This is a genomic window from Lacinutrix mariniflava, assembly GCF_001418015.1.
GTDB lineage: Bacteria > Bacteroidota > Bacteroidia > Flavobacteriales > Flavobacteriaceae > Lacinutrix > Lacinutrix mariniflava.
The window spans coordinates 23,745-48,788 of record NZ_LIQG01000028.1 but is presented as its reverse complement, the minus strand read 5'-3'; the positions used below and the strand labels follow the sequence as shown (position 1 = coordinate 48,788).

General features: G+C 32.1%; 22 protein-coding genes. 14 read left to right on the top strand and 8 right to left on the bottom strand.

What is annotated here, in order from left to right; genetic code table 11:
* The first annotated feature begins 43 nt into the window (after nt 1-43).
* From recF to ASC44_RS14245, 4 genes are all read left to right on the top strand, one after another.
* A complete protein-coding gene (recF, locus tag ASC44_RS14260) occupies nt 44-1,123 on the top strand; it encodes a DNA replication/repair protein RecF (protein ID WP_055448298.1) in 1,080 nt (359 codons plus the stop codon).
* An 81-nt stretch (nt 1,124-1,204) separates the two neighbouring features.
* A complete protein-coding gene (locus tag ASC44_RS14255; protein ID WP_055448297.1) occupies nt 1,205-1,621 on the top strand; it encodes a hypothetical protein in 417 nt (138 codons plus the stop codon).
* Nucleotides 1,622-1,662: 41 nt separating this feature from the next.
* Nucleotides 1,663-1,959, top strand: a complete 297-nt coding sequence (locus ASC44_RS14250) for a DciA family protein (RefSeq protein ID WP_055448296.1) — start codon at nt 1,663-1,665, stop codon at nt 1,957-1,959.
* A 311-nt stretch (nt 1,960-2,270) separates the two neighbouring features.
* Nucleotides 2,271-2,462, top strand: coding sequence for a cold-shock protein (locus ASC44_RS14245; protein WP_055448295.1), 192 nt, complete (start codon nt 2,271-2,273; stop codon nt 2,460-2,462).
* 130 nt (nt 2,463-2,592) lie between these two features.
* Here ASC44_RS14245 and ASC44_RS14240 read toward each other — a convergent pair whose 3' ends face one another.
* Nucleotides 2,593-5,163 carry a M4 family metallopeptidase gene (locus tag ASC44_RS14240; protein ID WP_055448294.1) on the bottom strand — a complete coding sequence of 857 codons (2,571 nt, stop codon included), beginning with the start codon at nt 5,161-5,163 and terminating at the stop codon, nt 2,593-2,595.
* A 110-nt stretch (nt 5,164-5,273) separates the two neighbouring features.
* A complete protein-coding gene (locus ASC44_RS14235; RefSeq protein ID WP_055448293.1) occupies nt 5,274-5,693 on the bottom strand; it encodes a nucleoside-diphosphate kinase in 420 nt (139 codons plus the stop codon).
* A gap of 250 nt (nt 5,694-5,943) precedes the next feature.
* On the opposite strand from ASC44_RS14235, the gene ASC44_RS14230 reads away from it, so the two are divergent.
* The 4 genes from ASC44_RS14230 to ASC44_RS14215 all read left to right on the top strand — a co-directional run bounded on the left by ASC44_RS14230 (nt 5,944) and on the right by ASC44_RS14215 (nt 9,396).
* Nucleotides 5,944-6,963: a DHH family phosphoesterase gene (locus ASC44_RS14230; protein WP_055448292.1), complete on the top strand. Its 1,020-nt coding sequence runs from the start codon at nt 5,944-5,946 to the stop codon at nt 6,961-6,963.
* Nucleotides 6,956-7,498 (top strand): gliding motility-associated peptidyl-prolyl isomerase GldI, encoded by a 543-nt coding sequence (gldI, locus tag ASC44_RS14225; RefSeq protein WP_055448291.1) that lies wholly within the window; start codon nt 6,956-6,958, stop codon nt 7,496-7,498. Before ASC44_RS14230 ends, gldI begins: the two co-directional genes overlap by 8 nt.
* 31 nt (nt 7,499-7,529) lie before the next feature.
* Complete coding sequence (locus tag ASC44_RS14220; RefSeq protein ID WP_055448290.1) at nt 7,530-8,741, top strand: peptidylprolyl isomerase; 1,212 nt, start codon at nt 7,530-7,532, stop codon at nt 8,739-8,741.
* Between the two features lie 214 nt (nt 8,742-8,955).
* A complete protein-coding gene (locus ASC44_RS14215; protein WP_055448289.1) occupies nt 8,956-9,396 on the top strand; it encodes a hypothetical protein in 441 nt (146 codons plus the stop codon).
* Between the two features lie 434 nt (nt 9,397-9,830).
* Here the strand turns inward: ASC44_RS14215 and ASC44_RS14210 are convergent, their stop codons facing one another.
* Nucleotides 9,831-11,135: an amidohydrolase family protein gene (locus ASC44_RS14210; RefSeq protein WP_055448288.1), complete on the bottom strand. Its 1,305-nt coding sequence runs from the start codon at nt 11,133-11,135 to the stop codon at nt 9,831-9,833.
* Between the two features lie 87 nt (nt 11,136-11,222).
* Complete coding sequence (locus ASC44_RS14205) at nt 11,223-12,683, bottom strand: aminoacyl-histidine dipeptidase (protein ID WP_055448287.1); 1,461 nt, start codon at nt 12,681-12,683, stop codon at nt 11,223-11,225.
* Between the two features lie 96 nt (nt 12,684-12,779).
* Between ASC44_RS14205 and ASC44_RS14200 the strand changes: the two genes are divergently transcribed.
* The 5 genes from ASC44_RS14200 (at nt 12,780) to ASC44_RS14180 (ending at nt 19,169) form a co-directional block, all read left to right on the top strand.
* Entirely contained in the window at nt 12,780-13,847 is a 1,068-nt protein-coding gene (locus ASC44_RS14200; RefSeq protein WP_055448286.1) for a DUF3810 domain-containing protein, read from the top strand.
* Nucleotides 13,848-13,916: 69 nt separating this feature from the next.
* Nucleotides 13,917-16,913: an amidohydrolase family protein gene (locus ASC44_RS14195; protein ID WP_055448285.1), complete on the top strand. Its 2,997-nt coding sequence runs from the start codon at nt 13,917-13,919 to the stop codon at nt 16,911-16,913.
* 96 nt (nt 16,914-17,009) lie between these two features.
* Entirely contained in the window at nt 17,010-18,308 is a 1,299-nt protein-coding gene (locus tag ASC44_RS14190) for an amidohydrolase family protein (RefSeq protein ID WP_055448284.1), read from the top strand.
* A gap of 70 nt (nt 18,309-18,378) precedes the next feature.
* A complete protein-coding gene (locus ASC44_RS14185) occupies nt 18,379-18,693 on the top strand; it encodes a GIY-YIG nuclease family protein (RefSeq protein ID WP_055448283.1) in 315 nt (104 codons plus the stop codon).
* A gap of 110 nt (nt 18,694-18,803) precedes the next feature.
* Nucleotides 18,804-19,169 carry a hypothetical protein gene (locus ASC44_RS14180; protein ID WP_055448282.1) on the top strand — a complete coding sequence of 122 codons (366 nt, stop codon included), beginning with the start codon at nt 18,804-18,806 and terminating at the stop codon, nt 19,167-19,169.
* Nucleotides 19,170-19,232: 63 nt separating this feature from the next.
* Here the strand turns inward: ASC44_RS14180 and ASC44_RS14175 are convergent, their stop codons facing one another.
* The 3 genes from ASC44_RS14175 to ASC44_RS14165 all read right to left on the bottom strand — a co-directional run bounded on the left by ASC44_RS14175 (nt 19,233) and on the right by ASC44_RS14165 (nt 22,530).
* Nucleotides 19,233-20,024, bottom strand: coding sequence for a DUF6503 family protein (locus tag ASC44_RS14175; RefSeq protein ID WP_055448281.1), 792 nt, complete (start codon nt 20,022-20,024; stop codon nt 19,233-19,235).
* Between the two features lie 118 nt (nt 20,025-20,142).
* A complete protein-coding gene (locus ASC44_RS14170; protein WP_055448280.1) occupies nt 20,143-20,952 on the bottom strand; it encodes a DUF6503 family protein in 810 nt (269 codons plus the stop codon).
* Between the two features lie 99 nt (nt 20,953-21,051).
* Nucleotides 21,052-22,530 carry a T9SS type A sorting domain-containing protein gene (locus tag ASC44_RS14165; protein WP_055448279.1) on the bottom strand — a complete coding sequence of 493 codons (1,479 nt, stop codon included), beginning with the start codon at nt 22,528-22,530 and terminating at the stop codon, nt 21,052-21,054.
* 192 nt (nt 22,531-22,722) lie between these two features.
* Between ASC44_RS14165 and ASC44_RS14160 the strand changes: the two genes are divergently transcribed.
* Nucleotides 22,723-23,523 (top strand): TrmH family RNA methyltransferase, encoded by an 801-nt coding sequence (locus tag ASC44_RS14160; protein ID WP_055448278.1) that lies wholly within the window; start codon nt 22,723-22,725, stop codon nt 23,521-23,523.
* Nucleotides 23,524-23,580: 57 nt separating this feature from the next.
* Here ASC44_RS14160 and ASC44_RS14155 read toward each other — a convergent pair whose 3' ends face one another.
* Entirely contained in the window at nt 23,581-24,963 is a 1,383-nt protein-coding gene (locus ASC44_RS14155) for a T9SS type A sorting domain-containing protein (RefSeq protein WP_055448277.1), read from the bottom strand.
* Nucleotides 24,964-25,044 lie beyond the last annotated feature (81 nt).

Sequence of the window (25,044 nt, the reverse complement as noted above, 5' to 3'; positions counted from 1 at the left end):
ATAATTGCAAAAATAACAGCTACTACATTTGTGAAAATAGCCTATGATTTTAAAGTCTCTTTCTTTAATAAATTACAAAAATTTCGAGAGTAAAACACTTACTTTCAACGACACCATAAATTGCTTTGTTGGCAACAATGGCGTAGGAAAAACAAACATATTGGATGCTATTTATCACTTATCTTTTGGTAAGAGTTATTTTAATCCTGTGGCGTCTCAAAACATTAAACATGACGAGGAATTTTTTGTCGTTAATGGTGATTATAATAAGGAAAATAAATCCGAAAAAATTGTAGTTAGCCTAAAACGAGGACAAAAAAAGGTCATTAAACGCAACGGAAAGGCTTATAATAAGTTTAGTGAGCATATTGGCTTCTTGCCTTTGGTTATAATTTCTCCAGCCGATAGAGACCTAATTACAGAAGGTAGCGATACACGAAGAAAGTTTATAGACAGTGTTATTTCGCAAAGCGACAAAACTTATTTAGACGATTTAATTAAATATAATAAAATATTAGCCCAACGCAATAGCTTATTAAAGTATTTCGCGCTTAATAATACTTTTAATATTGATACGCTAGAGGTATATAATAGTCAATTAACAGACTTTGGCACTAAGGTTTTTAATAAAAGAGAAGCCTTTTTAAAAACCTTTATCCCTATTTTTAAATCTAGATATCAAGCCATTAGTAATGGGAACGAAACCGTAGATTTAGTGTACAAGAGTGACTTGTTTGAAACAGATTTAAACACATTGCTAATGCAAGTTATTAATAAAGATAAAATGATACAGTATACAAGTGTTGGTGTACATAAAGACGATTTAATCTTTAATATAGACGACCATCCTATTAAGAAATTTGGAAGTCAAGGGCAGCAAAAATCATTTTTAATAGCTTTAAAATTGGCACAATTTGATTTTATAAAGCAACAAAGTGGTTTTAACCCTATATTACTGTTAGATGATATTTTCGATAAGTTAGATGAAGAACGCGTTACCCAAATAATTAAGCTGGTGGACGACGAAAATTTCGGACAATTATTTATTAGCGACACACACGCAGAAAGAACGGAAAAAGCGATAAAGCAAGTGCATCAATCTTATGAGATATTTAAATTGTAAAACTTAGCCTCACAATTAGACTCTTTATAACGAGAGACTGCACATAAATAACGTATTAATCTTACAATCAAAACTAAATCTATGAAAAGAATTTTATTCATATTAACAATAATCATAACAACCAGCTGCTCTAAAAACCCTGAAACATTAATAGAACATATTGATGGTTACTGGGAGATTGAAAGTGTGTCTTTATCTAATGGCGAGAAAAAAGATTATAAAGTAAACCAAACCATAGATTACATTTCTATTGGAGATAGTTTAAAAGGTTTTAGAAAAAAAATGAATCCTCGTTTTGATGGCAAATATGAAACGTCGAAGGATGCAGAACTGCTTCAATTAAAAATAGAAAATGATAGTTTAAATTTATATTATTCTACCGAATTTTCTAATTGGAAAGAAACCGTTTTAATGGCAAATAAAAGTCACTTAAAAATTGTCAACCAAAATAACGCTGTATATTTATACAAACGCTTTACTCCTATTATAGTAAATTAATTAAAAAAACTTCCAAAATTTCAAAATCTCGATAATTAAACATGGCAAAAAGAAACAATAGCATATTAAATATTCAAGACGCTTTACAAGACTTTGTAGAAAGCAATAAACTAGAAAAAGGTTTAGATAAGGTTAATGTTCGAGATGCATGGGCCAAATTAATGGGAAATGGTGTAAATAATTACACAACTGCTGTAGATTTAAAAAACGAAACGCTTTACATACAATTAAGTTCAAGCGCCCTAAGGGAGGAATTAAGCTACGGGAAAGATAAAATTACAACAATGCTTAACGAAGAATTGGGTAAAAATATAATCAAGAAAATAGTATTGAGATAGTTTGGGCTAAATAAGCACACAAAAAAAACCTACACAATTCGCCTTTATTCATAATTTATTTTCAACATAAAACACATTAAAGCTTCAGTAACAACCAAATCAATAATACTATTTTACTACGTATATTTTTAAAGAACATAATCTAATTACACAATTTACTAAATTGAATTACAGCGGTTATAAAGCTATAATTAAGATAGATACAATTAAAATAGCCAATATTATCAAATTGTAATCAAAAAAAATAAACAGAGATTCCTTAATAAAAAATATTATATTTGTTACTTATTATAAATTAAATTTTTTTTAAAATGGCTCAAGGCACAGTAAAATTTTTCAATGATTCTAAAGGATTCGGTTTTATAACTGAAGATGGATCAGAAAGCGACCATTTCGTACACATTTCTGGATTAATCGACGAAGTTCGTGAAGGAGACGTAGTAGAATTTGACCTTCAAGAAGGTAAAAAAGGTATGAATGCAGTAAACGTAAAAGTAGTATAATTATATATTCAATTTACTTTATTACAAGTTAAGCTCACTATTTATTTAGTGGGCTTTTTTTATGTCATTAAATTCTTTAAACAAAAAAAAGCGCAACTAATAGTTGCGCTTTAATATTCTATACTCTTTTTTATTGCTTCATTAATTTTATAACACCTTTAGCATCTTGAGAAGTAATAGTCATAAAATACAAACCAGAAGCAGCATCCGACAGGTCTATTGCTTTTGTTTCATTCATATTAGACAAATCTATAACTTTAATAAAACGACCGTTAATATCATAAATCTCAGCTTTGACTAAATTTACTGTCCCTGTTCTCTTCAAATTAAAAGTTCCATTCGATGGGTTAGGATATACTTTTACCAAGTTACTTAGCGCATCAAAATCTGAAACAGATAAAGCATTCGAACAGTTATAAACCGTAAATTCGTCTAAATACCAGCCATCAATACCGTTACAACCATCTGTTCCAAAATCGAATCTAAATTGCACTTCACTATTAGCTGTTACTCCAAGAGAAGATAAATCTACAATACTAGTTCCCCAACTGCCTTTATTAGAACCTTCATTAGCTCCTGTAAAAGCCACCTGACTCTCCATAGGATTATCATTTCCTGCTCCTGCTGTATTTATAGCACCATTATACCCATTACTAGTAAAAGCTGCCAAAGGTAAAACTGTCCATACTCCTGTATCTAATTTGTACTTAATATTTCCACCATCCCAATTAAGTTCTGTAGCGACATAATGATTAAAAGCCAATTCGAAAGTACCAGTAGTAACATCGGGCATTGTTATTATTGGACTCTCTAATTGCATACTTCCGTTTTGAAAATCTGTACTACAGTCACCTCCAAAAGTTTCACCAATTTGAGCATTTACTGCATAAATACCATTGCCAGCTCTATCGTTAGGTAAAGTTGCTTCTAATTGCCAATCTCTAGGACTCCATGTAGATGTTGATGCTACTTGTCCAAAAGACCAACCATCTGTACCTGTTTCCCAATCCTCAAAATAGATTGGATTATTCATTCCTGCATCGCAAATTGCTGGTGCATCACCTAAAACGGGCATAAAACCACATTGTACCGGTTCTATACGTAGCTCTACTGCTAATACAGCATTTATAACTTGTTGCACATCGAAAGCAGTAATAATCTCTCCAGATACTCCAGAAGGCGTACTTGTGGTGGATAAACCTTCTAGGTTAGTTCCTATCAAATCATTTGCAGAAGACTCTAAAGCATTTGCTAAATCTGTAAAATCACTTGTAGCGGTTAAATATTGACTCTGTACTCTCCAAAAAATATGTGCTGCTTTTGTAAAACCTATACCAACAATAACTTGTCCATTATAACTCCCTCCGTCTACCAATAAAGCATAAGCATGATTTGGAATACCCGAATTTATGTGCACACCTCCAGAATCATCTGTACTACACCAATACTGCCCATCTGTAACTTTACCAGGATCGCCTTGACACGTAGGGTTCCACATATCTCTAATTGCGCCTGCAAAAGCAGAAGCATCTTCACCAATCGTCCAGCGGTCGCTTGTATTACATCCCGTTCTTAAAGCATTATTATCATCTGCATCTTCATAGTTATTTAAAAGATCTACTGTTTCTCCCCAAATATCTGAAAAAGACTCGTTTATAGCTCCAGACTGCCATTGGTAAATTAAATCACTAGTATACTCTGTGTAAGCGTGTCCCCATTCATGCGAGATTACATCATCGGCTGCTGTTCCATCACAATAGTTAGCAGTTGCTCCATTCCAGTTTGCATTTGGACAATTAATATTTGGATTATTATTTATTGTTCGCATTTGCGCATCTGCTCCATCGTAAGAAACATAACCAAAAGCATTATTAAAAAAGTTATAAGTATGTTCCGAAGCTTCAACCTCGTTTCTCTGCCAAATAGTTAACGCTCCTGGAAAAGCATCTCCTTCTTGCCACACTGGGTTTGATGTATTGCCTTCATAAACCACACGATCTAAAACATGTGCCATACCAGTAAATTGTTCTACAATAGTACCTGTATGCGCATTTACGAATACAAACTCTCTAACATCGTTGTTATTTCTTACCTCAATCTCATAAACCAAATAATTAGCTCCTTTAAAGCCTTGTGCCAATCCTTTTTGGAAAACGTATAATTTACTATCATGTGCAATTAATGCTTCTCCAGAGTTATTAAGGTTTTGATTTTCTATCGTTTCAATAGCAATTGTATTAGCTTCCGTTATAGATAAAGTAGCAATAGGATTCAGTTTTATATCTGTAATATAATTACCGTTTATTGCTGTTAAATTGTTTTCAGTATTAAAATGAAATAATAACTTCCCATCATATATAGGTATACCATTATATTCTTGATTTAAAACAACACGGTGAAAGCCGATATTATCAACCGTTTCTTCTTTTAATTTAAATGCACTATTTACTTCGTCGATATTATAAAGCCCTTTATTAATTTCTAAAAAACTAAAAGCTTTTTCAGTAAGAGAACCACCGCTAAGTTTTAAAGCGTTGTTGTTTGAAAATTTAATAAATTCTGGGACTTTAGAATCTTTGTTAATTGTAATTGACGCATTTGTTTTTTGTTTAAAGTTTTCAATTGCTCTTTCTGTATTTTGCGCTTGAGAAAAAACTGAAAATAAAAAACAAACTAAAAATGCATTTTTAATACTCTTCATAGGACTATTTTTTTTTGTTAAAGTGTTGCTAATTTACTTGATTCTCAGGCACAAAAAAAGCCTAACTTGTTAAAGTTAGGCTTAAACGTATGTTTTTATCGCTTAAATGCTTAAAACATCTCTCTTCCTGAGAAATGAAAAGCACCTTCAATTGCAGCGTTCTCATCACTATCACTTCCGTGTACAGCATTTTCTCCTATTGAAGCAGCATATAATTTACGGATAGTACCTTCTGCAGCATCTGCAGGATTTGTAGCACCAATTAAAGTTCTAAAATCTTCAACAGCGTTATCTTTTTCTAACACAGCAGCAACTATAGGTCCACGAGTCATGTATTCTACTAATTCACCAAAGAAAGGTCTTTCGTTATGAACTGCGTAAAATGCTTCAGCGTCAGCTTTAGTCATTTGTGTTAATTTCATTGCTACGATTCTAAAACCTGAAGCATTAATTTTTTCTAAAATTGCTCCAATATTTCCTTTTTCAACAGAATCAGGCTTAAGCATTGTAAATGTTCTATTTGTTGCCATTGTATTTTTTTTAATTTTGTGCAAAAATAGTATTTTTCTTCATATAAACAATACCATCCATTTTTCGGATTAAAAAAAGCTCCAATTAAATACAATCTCAACTCTATTAATTCTTAGCAGAAAGAATCGGTAGCTATTACTAATACTAACTTTATGTTTTGTTAAATAAATAATAATTGTTTTATTTTAAAGTAATTTACAAAGTAGATATAGTACTTATAAATTTTAAAAAACTGTATATTTGCTACCTATGAACACACAAGATATCGAGGAAATTAAAGCGCTTTTAGCGACTCCTAAAAAAATTGCAATTATACCACACAAAAATCCAGATGGAGATGCTATTGGCTCTACTCTTGGTCTTTTACACTACTTACTGCAACTTAATCATGATGCAAAAATAATTGCACCAAACGATTTTCCTGATTTTTTAAAATGGCTACCAAAAGTAGAAACTGTAGAAATTCATGAAACTGAAAAAGAAACAACCGAAGCTTTTATTAATACCGCTGATATTGTTTTTACTTTAGACTTTAATGCTTTCCATCGCACAGGACATATGGAATCTGTTTTAGCAAACAGTAAAGGTTTAAAAATAATGATAGACCACCACCAACAACCAGACGATTATGCCAAATACATGTTTAGCGATGTAACAATGAGCTCTACTTGCGAAATGGTATATCATTTTTTAGACAAGTTAGATGCTTTAGATAAAGTGAATGCACAACTTGCAACTTGTCTCTATGTTGGTATTATGACAGATACCGGTTCTTTTAGATTTCGATCTACAACAAGTACAACACACCGCATTATTGCCAGTTTAATAGACAAAGGTGCAGATAACACAGAAATACACAACAAAGTTTACGATACAAACAGCTATAATAGACTACAATTATTAGGCTGCGCACTAAGTAATTTAAAAGTATTACCAGAATACAAAGCTGCATACATTACGCTTTCTCAAAAAGAATTACGCGATTTAGATTATAAAAAAGGAGACACCGAAGGTTTTGTAAACTACGCACTATCTTTAAATAACACTGTGTTGGCTGCTATTTTTATAGAAGATAAAAAGCAAGGTATTATTAAAATATCGTTACGCTCTAAAGGTGATTTTTCTGTAAACGAATTGTCTCGTGCTCACTTTGAAGGCGGAGGACACACAAATGCCGCTGGAGGAAAAAGCGACACATCTCTAGAATCTACAATTGAAAAATTTATTAGTATATTACCCGCTTATAGTAAAGCCCTTAATAATGAATAAACTTACAGTTTTACTCTTTACTTTTACTTGCCTATTGGCTTGTAAAACGCCCGAAGCTCGAAAGCCAGAAACTGTAAAAACAGGATCTTTAATCGAAGCCTCTGTAATACGTAACAAAAAACTTTACGAAACCGAAAAAAAAGCTATCGAAGCCTACATTAACGGTCAAGATACTAAGCAATTTACGGCTTCAGAATTTGGTTTTTGGCTTGCTAAAGATTCAATAGTTGGTGAAAGCAATGATTCTAAAGTACCAGAATTTAGTGACATTGTAAATTTCGACTACAACATTTCAGCTCTAAATGGCCAAACAATATACACAGCTTCAGAATTAAAAAACAGAAACTATGCCATGGACCAAGAGGAGCTTTTTACAGGTCTGCGAGAAGGTCTAAAACTAATGAAATCCGGAGAAACCTATACCTTTATATTCCCTTCTCAAAAAGCCTATGGCTATTATGGAGATGAAAATAAAATTGGCAGAAACACACCTTTAATTAGTCGAGTAACAGTAAATTCAATCACAAAAAAATAATACATTAAAAATGAACAACATCAAACACACTATGAAATTTTTTAGCCTTGTTTTAATAGCGCTAGTAAGCATGAGTGCTTCTTCTTGTCAAGATCAAAATCAATATCCAGATTTAGAAGATGGGTTATATGCAGAGATTAACACCAATAAAGGTATAATGGTCGCAAGATTATTTTATAAAAAAGCACCTGTAACTGTTGCCAATTTTGTTGGTTTAGCAGAAGGTACTCACCCAAGCTTGGACGATTCTTTAAAAGGAAAACCTTTTTACGATGGTATTATTTTTCATCGTGTTATGGATCAATTCATGATTCAAGGTGGAGATCCAACTGGAACAGGAACTGGAAGTGCTGGTTTTAAATTTCATAGTGAGTTTGACACAAGTTTAAGTCATGACAAAGCTGGTATTTTATCTATGGCAAATTCTGGAGGCGTAACAACTAACGGTTCTCAGTTTTTTATTACCGAAGTTCCTTTTACAAAGCTAGATGCTTTTACAGCAGATGGTAGCTTAAAAAACTGTAACGGATCACGTGTGAGTTGTCATCCTGTTTTTGGTGAGTTAGTAATAGGTCTAGAGGTACAAGACTCTATTTCTAATGTAGCTGTTTCGAAAGAACGTGGTAAAGTAAATAGACCATTAGAAGACGTCGTTATGAATAAAGTTACAATTATTCGTAAAGGAAAAGATGCAAAAGCTTTTGATGCTGCTAAAGTATTTACAGAATTAGAACCTCTTTTACCTCAACGCTTAAAAGATATGCAAACAAAACAAGAAGAACTTGCTAAAGAAAAATCTATGGCTGCTGCAAAAGATTTTATAGCAGCAAATGCTGAATTAGAAGGTGAAATTTTTGAATCTCCAACTGGAATGGCAATGATTTTAAACAAAGCTAAAAATGGAGCGACTCCAAAGAGTACAGATAATGTACTCGTTAATTGCAGTGCTTACTTTATGAATGACAACTTACTTTACACTACTTATGTAGATGTTGCTAAGAAAATGAACCAATACGACGAGAAACAAGATAAAGGAGGTGCTTACAAGCCATTATCTGTAATTTATAACGAATCTGCTGGTTTAGTTGCTGGATTTAGAGAAGCAATGCTAAGAATGAATGTTGGAGACAAAGCAAGAGTTTTTGTACCTAGTTATTTAGGTTATGGTGCTGGTGGACGTCCACCACGTGTTCCTGGAAATACAGATTTATATTTCGATATTGAAATTTCTGGTATTGAATAATTAAATATTGATTTACCTATAATAGGAAAGCCTTTCAATTTATTTTGAAAGGCTTTTTTTGGTTTTCTTAAATAATAAAAAATGATCGTACACCTTTATTTAAACAACCAATAACCACCTTGACTTTGTAAAAAATAAACACTAGCTTCGTTTAACGTATGATATAAAACATTGAAACGCTTTTATATCAGCTAGACATTATGTGCAAACTGAAATGAGGAACTTTAAACTAACATTTGGATTTATATTTGTAAGCATTCTATGTTTAAATCAGGCATTCGGACAAAATGAAACCTCAAAAGCCGATTGGGACAAATTAATTGTTGGAAAGTGGGTTAAAAAAATAAACAAAACTGAAGACGGAAAAGAGTATTTCGGATTGAAATGCAAAGATACTATTCAATACTTCCAAAACGGAAATTATAAATCTGAACAATGCGTTTGGAATGAAACGGGAAAATGGAAATTTTCTGAAAATAAAGATTTAATTATACATTACGATATTGACAACGAATACTGGAAAAAAGAACTCGGAACTGATGACTTGGGAGAAAGTCACGGAACAATATTGTCATTAACCGAAACTGAATTAGTGACAATAATTTACGCCGAAATCGAAGGAGAAATCCGTTGTTATTATAGTAAACTGAAATAAAAGTCAGCACATAACACCGTATAAAAATAATTGCGGTTTAGTGCTTAATCAAAGGTCGTTGTGTGTTTGTAACGTCTGATTTTCCTCCGGAAAATCCTCGCATACAAACCCGCAACTATTCTTATACATAAACGTTAAACGAACCTTTCCCAAAACACATAAAACAAAAAAAAAGCACAATCCAAAGATTGTGCTTTTCATTTTTATATAAAGAGATTCCTTTTAACAAACTTCCTTCAAAGCCTCTAAAACAAAGTTCTATTATTTTTAGCTGAATAAATACTTACTCTTTCATCTAAAGAATGCGCTCCTTTAATAGTTGGTCTAAAACTAATCTCTATCCATCTTTAAATAATTTCAAAAAAAAAAAAAATCACTTTATAATACAAACTAGCAAGTAATTACCAGAATATTATAATAATTAAAAAGTCTAGTTAATTAGCCAGTATCGCTTTAGATAATTTATTTAAAGCCTTGTCATCTAAATAGTTTTTATTGTAAAAAACACCTTGAATAGACTTTAAAGTTCCAAGGTTCTCTAATGGATTATTATTCAATAGAATAAAATCTGCTTCTTTTCCCTCTTCTATTGTTCCGTAACTTTCATTAAAAAAGCTAGCGAAATTAACGGTCGTCATTTTAAGAATATCATAATTACTTAAGTCGGCATTTTTCAATAATTTCATTTCATCAAGTACTCCAAAACCAGCTACCATATATTTAGAAGAACTATCTGGACTTAAAATCATTTTTACATCTAAGTCATTTAATATTTTAATAACTCGGTATTTATCGTCTAATTTTTTAAGTTCATTAACAACCTCTTCTTTATAAGCTTCTAGTCCAATTTTTGCTCTATACGCTTTCGTTTTTTCAATCCATCCATCAATTTCATCTTTTGAAACATATTCCATTCCCGATTGATTACGTAACTCATCATAAGTATATCTTCCAGACCCAACACTATACCAACTTAACGTTGGACAAATAAAAATTTTATTGTTTTTAATTGCTTGTAATCTACTTTCTACCAACTCTGGATCAGCTGTTAAACCACCTAAATGCTCGAAAGCAGCAAAATTAGATTTAAATAATAAATCGTCTGAAACGTTACTAAGAAAGTGTCCTCCAATTTTAATATTATTAATCTTACACAAGCTATCTAAATCCTTAAACACCGCTTCGTTTCTTATACTTAAAATTTTAATAAAATCGAAGCCTTTAGCTGCTTTTACAAATGCTGATAACTGTTCGCTACTAAAATCGTACCTACTAGATACTGGAGGTGCAGATAAATATAATTTTGGATAAAAAGAATACGCTGTATTATATTTTTTACGCCATTCTAAATGATTCCATTCACCTCGCATAGAACGCAGCTTAGTTACACCATTAATTAAATTTAAGGTTAGCACTTTCTCTAAATCATTTTCATCCTTTGGTAAATGCACGTGAGCATCAGAAAGCGATGGCATTATATATTTATTACTCCCATCTATTACAACACTATTTTTATAGTTTCTTTTACTAGTCTTAGCAATAGTAATTATTTTACCATCTTTAATAACAACATCTTGGTTTTTAATAACCTCATTTGTTTTCATTGTAATAACACCTACATTTTTAATTACTAAATCTGTAATTCTATTTTCTGTTTTGGGAAGCCTTTCTATATCAGTTTGTCCAAAAGAAACAACCGACTGCATAACGATAACTAGTAATAATAAATATTTTTTCATTTTTATATCTGAATTAAAATTAATAATCCTAAGTAATTAATATAAACTACTTAGGATTAAACTTACTGTATTTAACTAATATAAGAATTACTTTTTAGGAATTTCCTTTAGAATCTCTAAAACAAAGTTCCAATATTTTTTAGCTGAAGAAATACTTGCTCTTTCATCAGGAGAATGTGCTCCTTTAATAGTTGGTCCAAAACTAATCATTTCCATCTCTGGATAGTTTTGACCAAGAATACCACATTCTAATCCTGCATGACAAGCAGCAACGTGTGCTTTCTCACCATTTATTTTTTCGTATAAACCACTTAACACTTTTAATATTGAAGACTCCATATTTGGAGTCCAACCAGGATAATCTCCAGACAACTCAACCTCACAACCTGTAAGCTCAAAAGTTGCACGTAAAGTGTTTGCTAAATCGTCTTTAGAACTCTCTACCGAAGAACGTGTTAAACAACCAATTTTAATTGCACCTTCTTTAATAATTACTCTTGCAACATTATTAGACGTTTCTACTAAACCTGGAATATCTGCACTCATTCTAAACACACCATTTAAAGCTGCGTATAAAGCACGAGTAATACCTTCTTGAACACCTAAGTCCATTATTTTTTCTGGAGTATTCACTTTAGAAATAACAACCTCTAAATCTGGCTCCATAGTTTTCATTTCTGTTTGAATGGCTTTTACCAACAAACTCATTTCTACATTAAAAGCCTCTTCATGGATAGCATCTATAGCAACTACAGCATTACTTTCTCTTGGTATTGCGTTACGTAAACTACCGCCATCAATTTCTGAAATTCGTAAACCAAAGTTTTCGAAACCATCAAAAAGCAAACGGTTCATGATCTTGTTTGCATTACCTAAACCTTCATGAATTTGCATTCCTGAGTGTCCGCCTTGTAATCCTTTTACAACAATATGGTATCCTATTTTAAATTCTGGTGTTTCCTCTTCTTCGTACGTTCTTGTAGCAGTAACATCTATTCCTCCTGCACAACCTACTCCAATTTCATCGTCTTCTTCTGTATCTAAATTTAAAAGAATACCACCAGAAAGCAGACCACCTTTTAAACCCATTGCACCTGTCATTCCAGTTTCTTCATCTATAGTAAACAACGCTTCAATTGCAGGATGTTCGATAGTTGTACTTTCTAAAATAGCCATAATAGTTGCTACTCCTAAGCCATTATCTGCACCTAATGTTGTGCCTTTAGCTTTTACCCAATCACCTTCAACATGCATCTCGATACCTTGTGTATCGAAATCGAAAGTAGTATCACCATTTTTTTGGTGTACCATATCTAAATGAGATTGCATAACAATAGTTACACGATCTTCCATTCCTTTTGTCGCTGGCTTTTTAATAATAACGTTTCCAACTTCATCTTCTATCGTTTCAAAACCTAATTTTGCTCCAAAATCCTTCATAAAAGCAATCACACGTTCTTCTTTTTTAGAAGGTCTTGGCACTGCATTTAAATCCGCAAATTTGTTCCACAATTCTTTTGGTTCTAAAGCTCTTATTTCTGAATTCATCTATTATTTTATTTTATGAATTGCAAAAGTACAAAAAAGACTTGTGGTGGTGTTAAAAGGAAAGTCATCTAACAGAAAATTAACTATTTTTGAATTATGCTGAAAAACAAAAAAATATTAATTGCCTTTTCTATAGTTCCTGCTTTTCTATTAGTAAAATTATTAGCTAAATTCCCAGAATGTATTGAAGCTTATTACAGCAAAGGTTTATATCCATTAACATCGAAACTGTTTCGTTATACTTTAGGTTGGTTACCATTTTCTTTTGGCGATTTTATTTATGCCTTTGCTATTATCTATAGTATAAGATGGCTTATTATTAATAGAAAACGCATTGTTAAAGATTTTAGAAATTGGTTGATAGATGTGTTTTCGGCACTATCTATTATTTACATTGCGTTTCATTTGTTTTGGGCAATGAATTATTACCGTTTACCGCTTCATGAAAATCTAAACTTAAAAGCAGATTATACTACTGAAGAACTATTAAAAGTTACAGAAAACCTCATCGCAAAATCTAACGCTATTCATCTTAAGATAGTAAAAAATGATACTATAAAAGTAGCATTTCCTTATTCTAAATCTCAGGTAATGTCTAAAGTACCCGAAGGTTATTCAGCATTACAAAAAACATTTCCGCAGTTAGAATATAAAGGAAAGAGTATAAAAAAATCGTTATTAAGTTTCCCATTAACGTATATGGGTTTTAGTGGATATTTAAATCCGTTATCTAACGAAGCACAAGTAAATAGTATGATTCCTGTGTTTAAATTTCCAACAACAGCATCTCACGAAGTGGCGCATCAATTAGGTTATGCTGCAGAAAACGAAGCTAATTTTATAGGATTCTTGGCGGCTACAAATAATGAAGATCTTTATTTTAAATATTCTGGCTATACTTTTGGATTACGTCATTGTCTTCATGAAATCTATAGAAGAAATCCAGAACAATACGAAACATTGTTACAAACCATTAATCCTGGGATTTTAAAAAACTATCAAGAAGTCCGCGATTTTTGGAATGCACATAAAAACCCAATAGAACCTTTATTTCATTCAACTTATAGTACTTTTTTGGAAGCAAATAATCAAAAAGGAGGCATGAAAAGCTACAGTTACGTTGTTGCTCTTTTAGTAAATTACCTACAAGACAAAACACTTTAACAATAATCATTTGTTTTAAAGGGACTCTAATTATTATATTTAGTGTCTAATCTCTTTTTAAACCTTTTTATGATTAAAAAAACGCTTCTATTTGCTTTTCTAGCATGCAATTTAAATCTATTTGCACAAGAAAACATCCCAAAAAACGATGGTGTAAAGACCATCAGTTCTAATTACACAGCAGTTACCAATGCTAAAATTCACGTCTCTCCTACTCAAGTTATTGAGAATGGAACACTAGTTATTAAAGATGGTAAAATTGTTTCTGTTGGTAGTAATGTATCGATACCTAAAAATGCAGTTGTAACAGATTTATCTGGAAAAAGTATTTATCCTTCGTTTATAGATATCTATTCTACTTTTGGAGTAAAAAAGCCTGAAAGAGCAGAGAGTAATTCGCGTAAACCACAATATGATGCAGCACGTGAAGGTTATTATTGGAACGACCATATTAGAGCAGACCAAAATGCTATCGACCACTTTAAGTACGACGATAAAGAAGCTAAAAAATTAATGGAAGCTGGTTTTGGAGTTGTAAACACACATATTGAAGACGGAATTATTCGTGGAACAGGAACCTTAATTGCTTTAAATTCTGAAGGCAGTGATGCTAATAGAATATTAAAAGAACAGTCTGTACAATATTTAGGTACCGGCAAAAGTGCGACCTCTAGACAAGCGTATCCAACTTCTATTATGGGAGCTTTTGCATTGCTTCGTCAAGTAAATATGGATGCCAAATGGTATGCGTCTGGAGCTGCAAAGGACACTGATAGAACTTTAGAAGCCTTTAACAGAAATAAAAATCAGGTTCAAATTATTGAAGCTGGAAGCAAATTGAATGCTTTACGTTTAGACAACATTGGAGATCAATTTAATACACAATATGTTTTTGTTGGTGGTGGCGATGAGTACGAATATATAAAAGACATAAAAGCCACTAATGGTACTTTTATTCTACCACTTAACTTTCCAGATGCTTACGATATGGAGAATCCGTTTTTAGGAAACTCTGTCGATTTAGCCGAATTGCGCGAATGGAACCAAAAACCATACAACCCAAAAATTCTAGCAGAAAACAATGTTAATTTCGCTTTATCAACTTACAAGTTAAAAGAAGCAAAAGCGTTTATGCCAAACCTTTTAAAAGCGATTGAAGCTGGTTTATCTAAAGAAAAAGCATTGGCTGCATTAACTACTATTCCTGCTCAAATTCTTGGTAAGAGTAACGAAATAGGAAGTTTAAAAACAGGAGCTTATGCTAACTTTTTAGTAACTTCTGGAGATGTATTCGAAAAGAAAACTACAATTTATCAAAATTGGGTTACTGGTGTAAAACATGACTTAAAGCCTATGGATATTACAGATATTCGTGGTGATTACACTTTTAATTTAGGTAATACAGATTACGAATTAACGATTAAAGGCGAACTTGAAAAACTAAAGTCTGAAGTTAAAGCGAACGACAAAAAACTAGGTTCTAAAATTAGTTTTAAAGACGATTGGATGAATTTAACGTTCTCTACGGTAGATACTACTAAACAAGAGTTTATGCGTTTGGTTGCTAACATAGATAATGCTTCTGCTTTTAATGGAAAAGTTATTTTTTCTAACGGAAACGAAACGACTTTCTATGCTAAAAAGAAAACAGACTCTAAAACAGCTGAAGATAAGAAAGATAAAAAAGAGGATGCCAAAGACAAAAAAGATGCGGTTGCTAAAGTTGAAAAGCTATTTCCTGTAACCTATCCTAACATGGCTTATGGTTTTGAAACTTTACCTAAACAAGAAACACTTTTATTTAAAAATGTAACGGTTTGGACAAACGAGAAAGATGGCATTTTAAAAAATACAGATGTACTAATTAAAGATGGTAAAATTTCTAAAATAGGACAAAACCTCAACGCATCGAACGCTCAAGTAATAGATGGAAAAGGCAAGCATTTAACTGCTGGAATTATAGACGAACATACGCATATTGCTACTTCTTCGGTTAATGAAGCTGGACATAACTCTACAGCAGAAGTAACACAAGAAGATGTTATTAATCCAGAAGACATAAATATCTATTATAATCTTTCTGGAGGTGTTACCTCTGCACAAGTGTTACATGGTTCTGCAAACCCAATTGGTGGACGCTCTGCTATTATTAAACTTAAATGGGGAGAAACAGCTAATAACCTTATCTATAAAAATTCGCCAAAATTTATAAAATTTGCTTTAGGCGAAAACGTAAAACAGAGTAATTGGGGAAGTGATAATACTGTTCGTTTTCCGCAAACAAGAATGGGAGTTGAGCAGGTTTATACCGATTATTTTCAGCGTGCTAAAGAATACGATGCTAAAAAGAAAAGTGGACAACCGTATAGAAAAGATGTTGAAATGGAAGTGATTGCCGAAATTTTAAACAAAGAACGTTTTGTTAGTTGCCACTCTTACATACAAAGTGAAATTAATATGTTAATGAAAGTTGCAGAGAAATTCGACTTTAACATTAACACGTTTACACATATTCTTGAAGGTTACAAATTAGCCGACAAAATGAAAGCACATGGTGTTGGAGGTTCTACCTTTAGCGATTGGTGGGCTTATAAATACGAAGTTAATGATGCCATACCGTTTAATGCTGCCATTATGCATAATGCAGGTGTTACTGTAGCTATAAATAGTGATGATGGCGAAATGTCTAGACGTTTAAACCAAGAAGCGGCAAAGTCTGTTAAATATGGTAACGTTAGCGAAGAAGAGGCATGGAAATTTGTAACACTAAATCCTGCAAAATTATTACATATCGATAATCGTGTTGGTAGTATTAAAGTTGGTAAAGATGCCGATGTTGTATTATGGAGCGATCATCCAATGTCTATTTACGCTAAAGCGGAAAAAACCATTATTGAAGGTGTAACGTATTTTGATATAGATCGTGACACACAATTACGAGCATCTATTAAGAAAGAGAAAAATGAATTAACATCGTTAATGCTTCAGGCTAAAAATAAAGGATTAAAAACGAAGCCAATTGAGAAGAAAGAAAAAGCTCATTTTCACTGTGACAGTGAGTTTTAGTATGAATTAGTCTTCAGTTGGCAGTCTTCAATTGGCAGTCATACTCGAATGGTTTACTCATCAATTCAATCAATTTTAAATAAAAATATTTTCAAAATGAAAAAATTAAAATATAACATATTAGCTTTTGCCTTATTACTTTCGGCAATTGCAATAGCACAACAAACACCGGCCTCTAAGCAATCAAACGCTATTTCTATTGAAGGTGCTACAGCACATTTAGGAAATGGAGAAGTGATAGAGAATTCACTTATTATGTTTAACGAAGGTAAAATTACTTTTGTTGGTAGTGCTATGATGAAAATTGCACGTCAAGGCAAAACAATTCAAGCACAAGGCAAGCACATTTATCCAGGTTTTATTGCACCAAACTCTACTTTAGGTTTAGTAGAAGTAGATGCTGTAAGAGCCAGCGACGATGCGGATGAAGTTGGTGCTATGAATCCACACATTAGAAGTTTAATAGCCTATAACACCGAATCTAAAGTTGTGGAATCCATGAGACCTAATGGTGTTTTAATGGGACAAATAACACCTCGTGGTGGACGTATTTCGGGAACCTCATCTGTGGTACAGTTTGATGCTTGGAATTGGGAAGATGCAGTTATTAAGGCAGATGACGGTATTCACATGAATTGGCCAAATCCGTTTTCTCGCGGTCGCTGGTGGAGAGGAGAACCTAAAATGCTTAAAGAAAATAAAGAGTACAAAAAACAAGTTCAAGAATTAACGTCTTACTTTGCTGAAAGTAAAGCCTACCAAGCAAGTAATAAATCTCCAAAGCATTTACCTTTTGAAGCTTTACAAGGTGTCATTAATGGTTCTCAAAAACTATACATACACGTAGATGGAGAAAGAGGTATTACAGATGCTATTAACTTTACAAAAGCAAATAGTATTAAACACCTAGTAATTGTTGGTGGCTATGAAGCTATTAAAGTTAGTCCGTTATTAGTACAAAACAACATTCCTGTGTTATTACAACGTGTACACAGCAGACCAAAAAACGATGATGATGATTACGATTTACCTTTTAAATTAGCCAACGAATTAGTGAAATCTGGTGTTTTAGTAGGTTTAGAAAATGCTGGAGATATGGAACGTATGAATGCTAGAAATCTTCCTTTTTTAGCAGGAACTTGTGCTGCTTACGGTTTAGATAAAGAACAAGCTTTAAGTTTAATTACTTTAAATACTGCAAAAATTTTAGGTGTGGACGATAAAGTAGGTTCTTTAGAAGTTGGAAAAGATGCTACACTTTTTATAAGTGAAGGCGATGCTTTAGACATGAGAACAAATAAGCTAGAAAAAGCGTATATTCAAGGTAGAGATATTAGTTTAGAATCTCACCAGACTGAGTTATATAAGCGTTATAGTAAAAAGTATAAAGAATAGTTACTGGTTTATTGCTATTTCGCATGTCAGTCTGAGCGCAGTCGAAGACCTAATATTCTATAAATAAATTATGTTTTTATATTATGTATACATTTTAGAATGCTCAGATAACTTCTATTATACAGGAATAACAAATACTATAGATCGAAGCATTAATGAGCATCAATACGGAAAACATTCTAATTGCTATACATACAAAAGGAGACCTTTAACACTTATGTTTCAGCAAGAGTTTAATGATGTTTTACAAGCTATCTATTTTGAAAAGAAAATTAAAGGTTGGACTAGAGCTAAGAAAAAAGCTTTGATTAATGATGATTTTGAAATGCTTCAAATTTTATCAGAATGTAGAAATGCAACCCATTTTAAGTACCTTGGTATTTAGAATTAGAAAGCACTTCGACTGCGCTCAGTGTGACATAGAGCTAAAAGTTAAACAATTATTACTATGATATTGAAGACTTAGCAGTATTTAGTAAAATAAACTTAAATATTATGAAAAACTTATTATTTACAATCTCTCTTTTAGTCGTTTCTCTATCTTTTTCTCAAGAAAAGGAAGCACCTGCTAAAACACAGCCTCTATTTTTATCTACCATAAATATAGATGGTTCTTATTTTACGCATACAAATTTAGAAGCTATTTCAGAAAGTATAAAAACAACCTCCTCTACTCTAGTAAAGTTAGACAAGATTGATAATCGTAACCTAGTGTCACTAACAAAAGATATTAATAAAATCTATAAGTATTCAGATTTTAATTCTAAGCCTAATTTAAATGTAGCATTAGATAACGTCATGTTTTCTGGTAATTTTTTCAATCCGGTAGAAACCCATTACTCGGCACTATATAAAGAATAACAAAATGTTACAAACAAAAAAAGCGAGACCAACGCTCGCTTTTTTTTATTCCTTTATATTTTATTACTCAACAGTAACTGCTGGTTTCTTGTAAAAAGAATCTTCTTGAGTCGTTTTTGTTAACTTAACATCTGTAAACAATAGATCGTTTTTCATTTCACCAATTGTGAAACCTTCAGCGTTATACCACTCTAATTTAGATGGTAACGCTATACCATTAACCGTTTGCCAATCTGCATAACGTACAAAGTTAAAACTAGTAGCTTTCTCTTTAGAGAAATAAGTAACTGTGTAACCTAACCAAGCCATTTTGTTTGTATCAGCATCGTAAAATAAAATGTATTCATCGTCTGACGATTGTCCAATACCAGCATCGTAGCTAATTTTTATTCCTGGATACTCTTTACCGTTATAAACTAAAGGCTCTACATCAGAATAAGAGATACCGTTATCTGCAAAAACAAAAGGCATACCATAGAAATAAAACATTAAGTTGTAGTAAAACTCAGGTTTTCCTTCGTATTTATTATCTCCTTTATCTATGACCCAAGCCTCAGTACCATCGAAACCTAACTTAAAAGCATCAGTTTCTATTAAAGAACGTCTGTTTTGTAAATCTACTGTTGTTTTTTCATCACCAGTAGGTTTTTTCATTGTAAACTCTAATGTTTTAAAGCTATTCCAAGCCTCTACACTACCATGTGCATTAAATACTTTAGACACATTTTCTGGATATACAGAAGTTGTAACCTCTAGTGTTTCTTCAGCATAATCGATACTCTCAACTGGTTTTGTTTCTTGCTTACAAGATGCAAATAGGATAGCAACAGCGGCTAACATTAGGTAATTTTTCATAAAATATGTTGTTTAGTTTTTATTGTTTAAGAGTATTTTGTCGTAACCCGAAACTTATCATTACAAAAAAGCTTCAGTAATTTACTGAAGCTTTTTTAAAATTTATTTAAACTTATATTTATTCTACAAATGTTCCTGCTTCTGGCTTTTCAAATACTTTAGAGTCTGTTGCTTTTAAAGACAACTTAACATCTGTAAATACATTTGGAGTTTTTGCTTTATCTGTAGGCTTATCGTTTTTAAAACCATAACCTGTTATCGATTTTGGAAGTTGTAAACCATTTACGTCTTGCCAATCGCCGTATTTTCTAAAATGTAATTCTTTTTTATCTATACCTTCAACAAAAGAAACGGTATAACCTAACCACTCCATTACATATGTTTCTGGATTGTAATACATAACATAACGATCTTCTGGTGTTTCGCCAACTCCTGCGTTATAAGTTACTTGTATTCCTGGATACGTTACACCATCTATAACAAGAGGTTCTGCATCTGCATAATTAATACCATCGTCTGCTAATACAAAAGGCATCGCATAGAAATAAAACATTAAGTTATAACCAAACTTAGGATCATAACCTTTATAATCTCCATCGGTTTTATTTACAAACCAAGGTGTTTCACCATCGAAACCAATTGTTGCATTTGGGCTATCTATTAAAGCTTCTCTTGACTTTAAATTTGTTAAAGTTACTTCTTTACCAGATTCCTTTTCTTGAGTAAAAGAAAGTGATTTCATAGATTCCCAAGCATCTATTCCACCATGTGCATTAAAAACTTTAGTCAGGTTTTCTGGATAAGCAGGTGTTGCTACTTCTGTTTTAGCAGATTCCACAATAGCCTCTTTTTCTAATACCACTTCTTTTTCTTGCTTACATGCAAATACTGTAATTAGTAATGCAAAAAGGAATAATTGATTTTTCATTTGTTGTGTTTATATTTTTGGTTTTATGAAACGTAAATTTAACGCTTACAAAAAAAGCTTCAGCGTTAACTGAAGCTTTTTAACTTAATTTTATAAGTATTATTCTATTATTAGCTTTTTAACAGTTTGAGTATTTTCGTATTTCAGTTTTACAAAGTATAGTCCAGACATTAGGCTTTTTACATCAAGCTGTAATATTTGGTTTATAGTTGTAGTTATTACCGTTTTTCCTTGAATGTCTATAACCTCAACAGTGGCATTTCCGCGTAAAGCGTTATTTAATTTAATATTTAAAATGCTTGTTGCAGGATTTGGGTAAAAAGCAAAATCTATAGTCTTAAATTCTGTTGTACTTAAAGCTACATTTACTTCTAAATAATCTGGTGTTCCGCTTGCATCTGTATCATCGTCTGTTGGATCACCATTAGTATTGTAATCTTCATTTATAGTTAAAACACCATCACCATCGTCGTCATCGTCGAGATAGTTTTCAATTAAATCATTATCTGTATCCACGAAAGTGTGCTGTGCTGTTTTTCCTGAAGCTATGGCAATCTCATCTATTGTAGGTACATTATCACCATCGTCATCATCATCTAAATAATTAGGAATGGTATCCATATCCGTATCATCATCGTCTAAATTCCCGTTTCCATTTATGTCTTCATCTGTATCTGTTACACCATCTGAATCACTATCGACACAACTTACTTCGGTAACTGTAAACGAAGTGAGTCCTGAATAGCATCCGGTATTATTGTCAATCACATATAAATCATAAAAATCTGCCATAACTACAGTAAGCGTTGGTCCAGTTTCTCCTGTCATAATTATACCATTCATATACCAATCAAAAGAATAATTACCTGTTGACCCATCGAAACCAGAATCTATAATAACCGATTCTCCTGCACAAAAACTGTATTCGCTATCTAGTGTCACTGTAGGAGTTGTATTTACAATAAGAGTTAATGCTGCAAAACTAGCACAATTTGCTGTTGAAGTAGCGTCTTCAACTCTAGCATAAACAGTTTGAATACTTGAAATAATATTACTGTACGGGCTAGAAACCGCATTAACACTATTTTGAGCATCTGCCATTGTCTCATAATAAGTAACAGTATAACCAGGTGCTCCTTGTGTTATTTCAATGTCGGCATCCGTTAATATAAACGTTCTAAATCCATCGTTATCATCATCGCAATATTCTAGTGTTGCATTATAGGCAATTGGAGTTGGTTCTACTACTAAATTTAAAGTAGTTGTATCATAACCACCTGAACTCAACTCCTCTACTCTTACATAAACCGTTTGTGGGTTTGATGTATTTGCATATGGACTTGGTAACGGATTCATGTCTGCATCTGCATCCATTTGAGTTCCGTAATACGCTACTGCAAAATCATTAGAATTCTGACTTCCTAAAACCTCAGCATTACTTATAGTTAAATCAAAGTCAACGATACCATCTGACGAAGCATCATCACAAACCTCTAAAGGTGTTGGCATATTTGCTACTTGAGAATAACTTAAAAATGTAAAGAGAAAAGCACTTAATAAAAGTAATTGTTTTTTCATAACGGTTTGGTTTAGTTAATTGGTTAATAGATAGTATGGCGAATAAAAAACAAATATTCTTACTTCCTAGTTTATTAATAGATACTAAAAAACAAAAAAGGTTGCGTGAAAATCGTGAGTAATTTTAGTTACAAACAATAGATTTAGCGTAAATTTGTTTCAATATTAAATATAAGCTTTTCTTTTAGTTAAATGATTAATAAACAAATAAACAGTACTCAAAATGCATTAGTAAAACAAATTGTTTTATTAAAAGAGAAATCTCGCGAGCGTAAAAAAACAGGTTTATTTTTAATAGAAGGTGCTCGTGAAATTGAATTGGCAACAAAAGGAAACTATACATTAAAAACTGTTTTGTTTTATGCTGAATTATTTTCTCATGAAAACCTTAAAGCGCTTAATTTAGATACTACGGAGGTCATTGAAGTTAACAAAGATGTTTACCAAAAAATAGCATATAGAGAAACTACCGAAGGTATTATTGCTATTGCAGAAAGTAAACAAAATACTATTGAAGCGTTAAATTTAAAAAATGATAATCCGTTAATTTTAATTGCCGAAGCTCCCGAAAAACCAGGAAACATTGGTGCTATTTTACGTACCGCAGATGCTGCAAATGTAGATGCTGTAATTATTGCAAATCCTAAAACCGATTTATATAACCCAAACATTATACGTTCTAGCGTTGGTTGTATTTTTACTAACCAAATTGCAACTGGTTCTACCGAAGACATTATTGCGTTTTTAAAGTCTAAAAACATCAATATCTATTCTGCTATTCTTCAAGAATCTCAAGATTACCATAAACAAGACTATACAGAACCAACTGCAATTGTTGTTGGTACAGAAGCTACAGGATTAAGTGATCCTTGGCGCAAGGCTGCTAAACAAAACATTAGTATTCCTATGCAAGGTGCAATAGATTCTATGAATGTATCTGTAGCTGCTGGTATTTTAGTTTTTGAAGCTAAGAGACAGCGTGATTTTAAATAGGAGCAAAAAAAATAGCTTTTAGAACACTAAAGCTATTAATTTTAAAGACTTAAAAATCTATTTAATTATTCTTTTATAGCTAATACCCTCGTTAGAAATTAATTTAACGAGATAAATTCCATCATTATAATTCTTGAAATTTATTTCTAAATTATTACTTTCTTTTTTTGCTTTAGACGTTATCAATTGGCCTTGCATGTTATAAATTTCTACTTTTAAAACACTACTATTACCATCTTCAATAAATAAAATATCTTTTACAGGATTAGGATAAACTTTCACTTCTTTCAACTCAAAATTATCCACACTTAATAATGCGGGATCTGTTGCTATTTTAAAGTTATTAGTTATAAAACTACCTGTAAAACTATTTCTCATATTTACATAAATAGTCTCTGGATCCATTGTATTTGTATACGCTTCTGGATTAGTAACCTCATTAGTTTCGGTTTCAGCATCTGCTAAAGTTAAATAGTATTTAAAATCGAAAGTATAAATCGTGGTATCCACTGCTCCCAACATTTGTGTTTCGTTAACACGTAAATTAAAAACAGATGTTCCGTTATTATCTGTATCATCAATTACTACATCGCCTGGTTCTTGTTCCATAAGTGGCATAGCACCAAAAGAGCTTTTTCTAATAAACAAAGCACTATCGTAAGCGGTATCTCCTGCATCGGCAATAACAATTTTTATAGAATAAATATCTCCAATCACTAAATCTCCTAAAAGCATAAAAGCCTTTGTTTGTCCGTTAAAATTTATTGGCGAATCTTGAGGTAAAACATAATCTGGATTTGCTGTAGCGGCAGATACATCATAATTATATCTATTAAAATACACTTGGTTTGTTGGTGCACAAGAGTCGCTTCCGCCACCGCGAACGTTTAATATAGAAATAGGATCGCTAGTACCTGGCACCAATGCAATATTTTGTGATGTTCCGGTAACAATATTTGTTAAGATAAAAGCAAAAGTATCTGGAAAGTTACACTCAAATGCACCATACTCTTCAGAAGCTAGTATAAAATCCAAACTCACTGTTGGTACTTGCGCTTCAAAATCGAATAGAATAAAAGATGCATTATTTGTACTCGAAACAGCAGTATGAAATTCTAAATCAGTATCTCCTGGCCATGCCGAACTACCAAAGCTCATAGTAGTAGTATTTGGACCTGGAATGGACATAACATTTCCTGTACTTAATACAATACCTTGAGTAAAATCTAAATCGGTACCATTAGAATTAAAAGCTGCAAGTCCATTATTACTCCCAAAATCTAATCCAGAACTTGAAATAAAATTAGAAGCTGGAAAATTAGGGTTTCCTATTAACTCATCTTCAATAAGCTGTTGTGTTGTATAACTTTCGTTTATTGTAATTTGTGCAAAAGAATAATTAAATGCAATTAATATTGCTAAAAGTAGTAGTTTTCTCATATTGTGTGGTTTAGAACATAAATATAAAAAAATCTTATTGATTACCTTTGCTTAGATTTTAAAATTAATATCTAATTCTAT

What these genes read in the sequence shown, in the direction of transcription:
- recF (WP_055448298.1), top strand. Translation starts at nt 44, where the DNA reads ATGATTTTAAAGTCTCTTTCTTTAATAAATTACAAAAATTTCGAGAGT.
- ASC44_RS14255 (WP_055448297.1), top strand. Translation starts at nt 1,205, where the DNA reads ATGAAAAGAATTTTATTCATATTAACAATAATCATAACAACCAGCTGC.
- ASC44_RS14250 (WP_055448296.1), top strand. Translation starts at nt 1,663, where the DNA reads ATGGCAAAAAGAAACAATAGCATATTAAATATTCAAGACGCTTTACAA.
- ASC44_RS14245 (WP_055448295.1), top strand. Translation starts at nt 2,271, where the DNA reads ATGGCTCAAGGCACAGTAAAATTTTTCAATGATTCTAAAGGATTCGGT.
- ASC44_RS14240 (WP_055448294.1), bottom strand. Translation starts at nt 5,163, where the DNA reads ATGAAGAGTATTAAAAATGCATTTTTAGTTTGTTTTTTATTTTCAGTT.
- ASC44_RS14235 (WP_055448293.1), bottom strand. Translation starts at nt 5,693, where the DNA reads ATGGCAACAAATAGAACATTTACAATGCTTAAGCCTGATTCTGTTGAA.
- ASC44_RS14230 (WP_055448292.1), top strand. Translation starts at nt 5,944, where the DNA reads ATGAACACACAAGATATCGAGGAAATTAAAGCGCTTTTAGCGACTCCT.
- gldI (WP_055448291.1), top strand. Translation starts at nt 6,956, where the DNA reads ATGAATAAACTTACAGTTTTACTCTTTACTTTTACTTGCCTATTGGCT.
- ASC44_RS14220 (WP_055448290.1), top strand. Translation starts at nt 7,530, where the DNA reads ATGAAATTTTTTAGCCTTGTTTTAATAGCGCTAGTAAGCATGAGTGCT.
- ASC44_RS14215 (WP_055448289.1), top strand. Translation starts at nt 8,956, where the DNA reads ATGAGGAACTTTAAACTAACATTTGGATTTATATTTGTAAGCATTCTA.
- ASC44_RS14210 (WP_055448288.1), bottom strand. Translation starts at nt 11,135, where the DNA reads ATGAAAAAATATTTATTATTACTAGTTATCGTTATGCAGTCGGTTGTT.
- ASC44_RS14205 (WP_055448287.1), bottom strand. Translation starts at nt 12,683, where the DNA reads ATGAATTCAGAAATAAGAGCTTTAGAACCAAAAGAATTGTGGAACAAA.
- ASC44_RS14200 (WP_055448286.1), top strand. Translation starts at nt 12,780, where the DNA reads ATGCTGAAAAACAAAAAAATATTAATTGCCTTTTCTATAGTTCCTGCT.
- ASC44_RS14195 (WP_055448285.1), top strand. Translation starts at nt 13,917, where the DNA reads ATGATTAAAAAAACGCTTCTATTTGCTTTTCTAGCATGCAATTTAAAT.
- ASC44_RS14190 (WP_055448284.1), top strand. Translation starts at nt 17,010, where the DNA reads ATGAAAAAATTAAAATATAACATATTAGCTTTTGCCTTATTACTTTCG.
- ASC44_RS14185 (WP_055448283.1), top strand. Translation starts at nt 18,379, where the DNA reads ATGTTTTTATATTATGTATACATTTTAGAATGCTCAGATAACTTCTAT.
- ASC44_RS14180 (WP_055448282.1), top strand. Translation starts at nt 18,804, where the DNA reads ATGAAAAACTTATTATTTACAATCTCTCTTTTAGTCGTTTCTCTATCT.
- ASC44_RS14175 (WP_055448281.1), bottom strand. Translation starts at nt 20,024, where the DNA reads ATGAAAAATTACCTAATGTTAGCCGCTGTTGCTATCCTATTTGCATCT.
- ASC44_RS14170 (WP_055448280.1), bottom strand. Translation starts at nt 20,952, where the DNA reads ATGAAAAATCAATTATTCCTTTTTGCATTACTAATTACAGTATTTGCA.
- ASC44_RS14165 (WP_055448279.1), bottom strand. Translation starts at nt 22,530, where the DNA reads ATGAAAAAACAATTACTTTTATTAAGTGCTTTTCTCTTTACATTTTTA.
- ASC44_RS14160 (WP_055448278.1), top strand. Translation starts at nt 22,723, where the DNA reads ATGATTAATAAACAAATAAACAGTACTCAAAATGCATTAGTAAAACAA.
- ASC44_RS14155 (WP_055448277.1), bottom strand. Translation starts at nt 24,963, where the DNA reads ATGAGAAAACTACTACTTTTAGCAATATTAATTGCATTTAATTATTCT.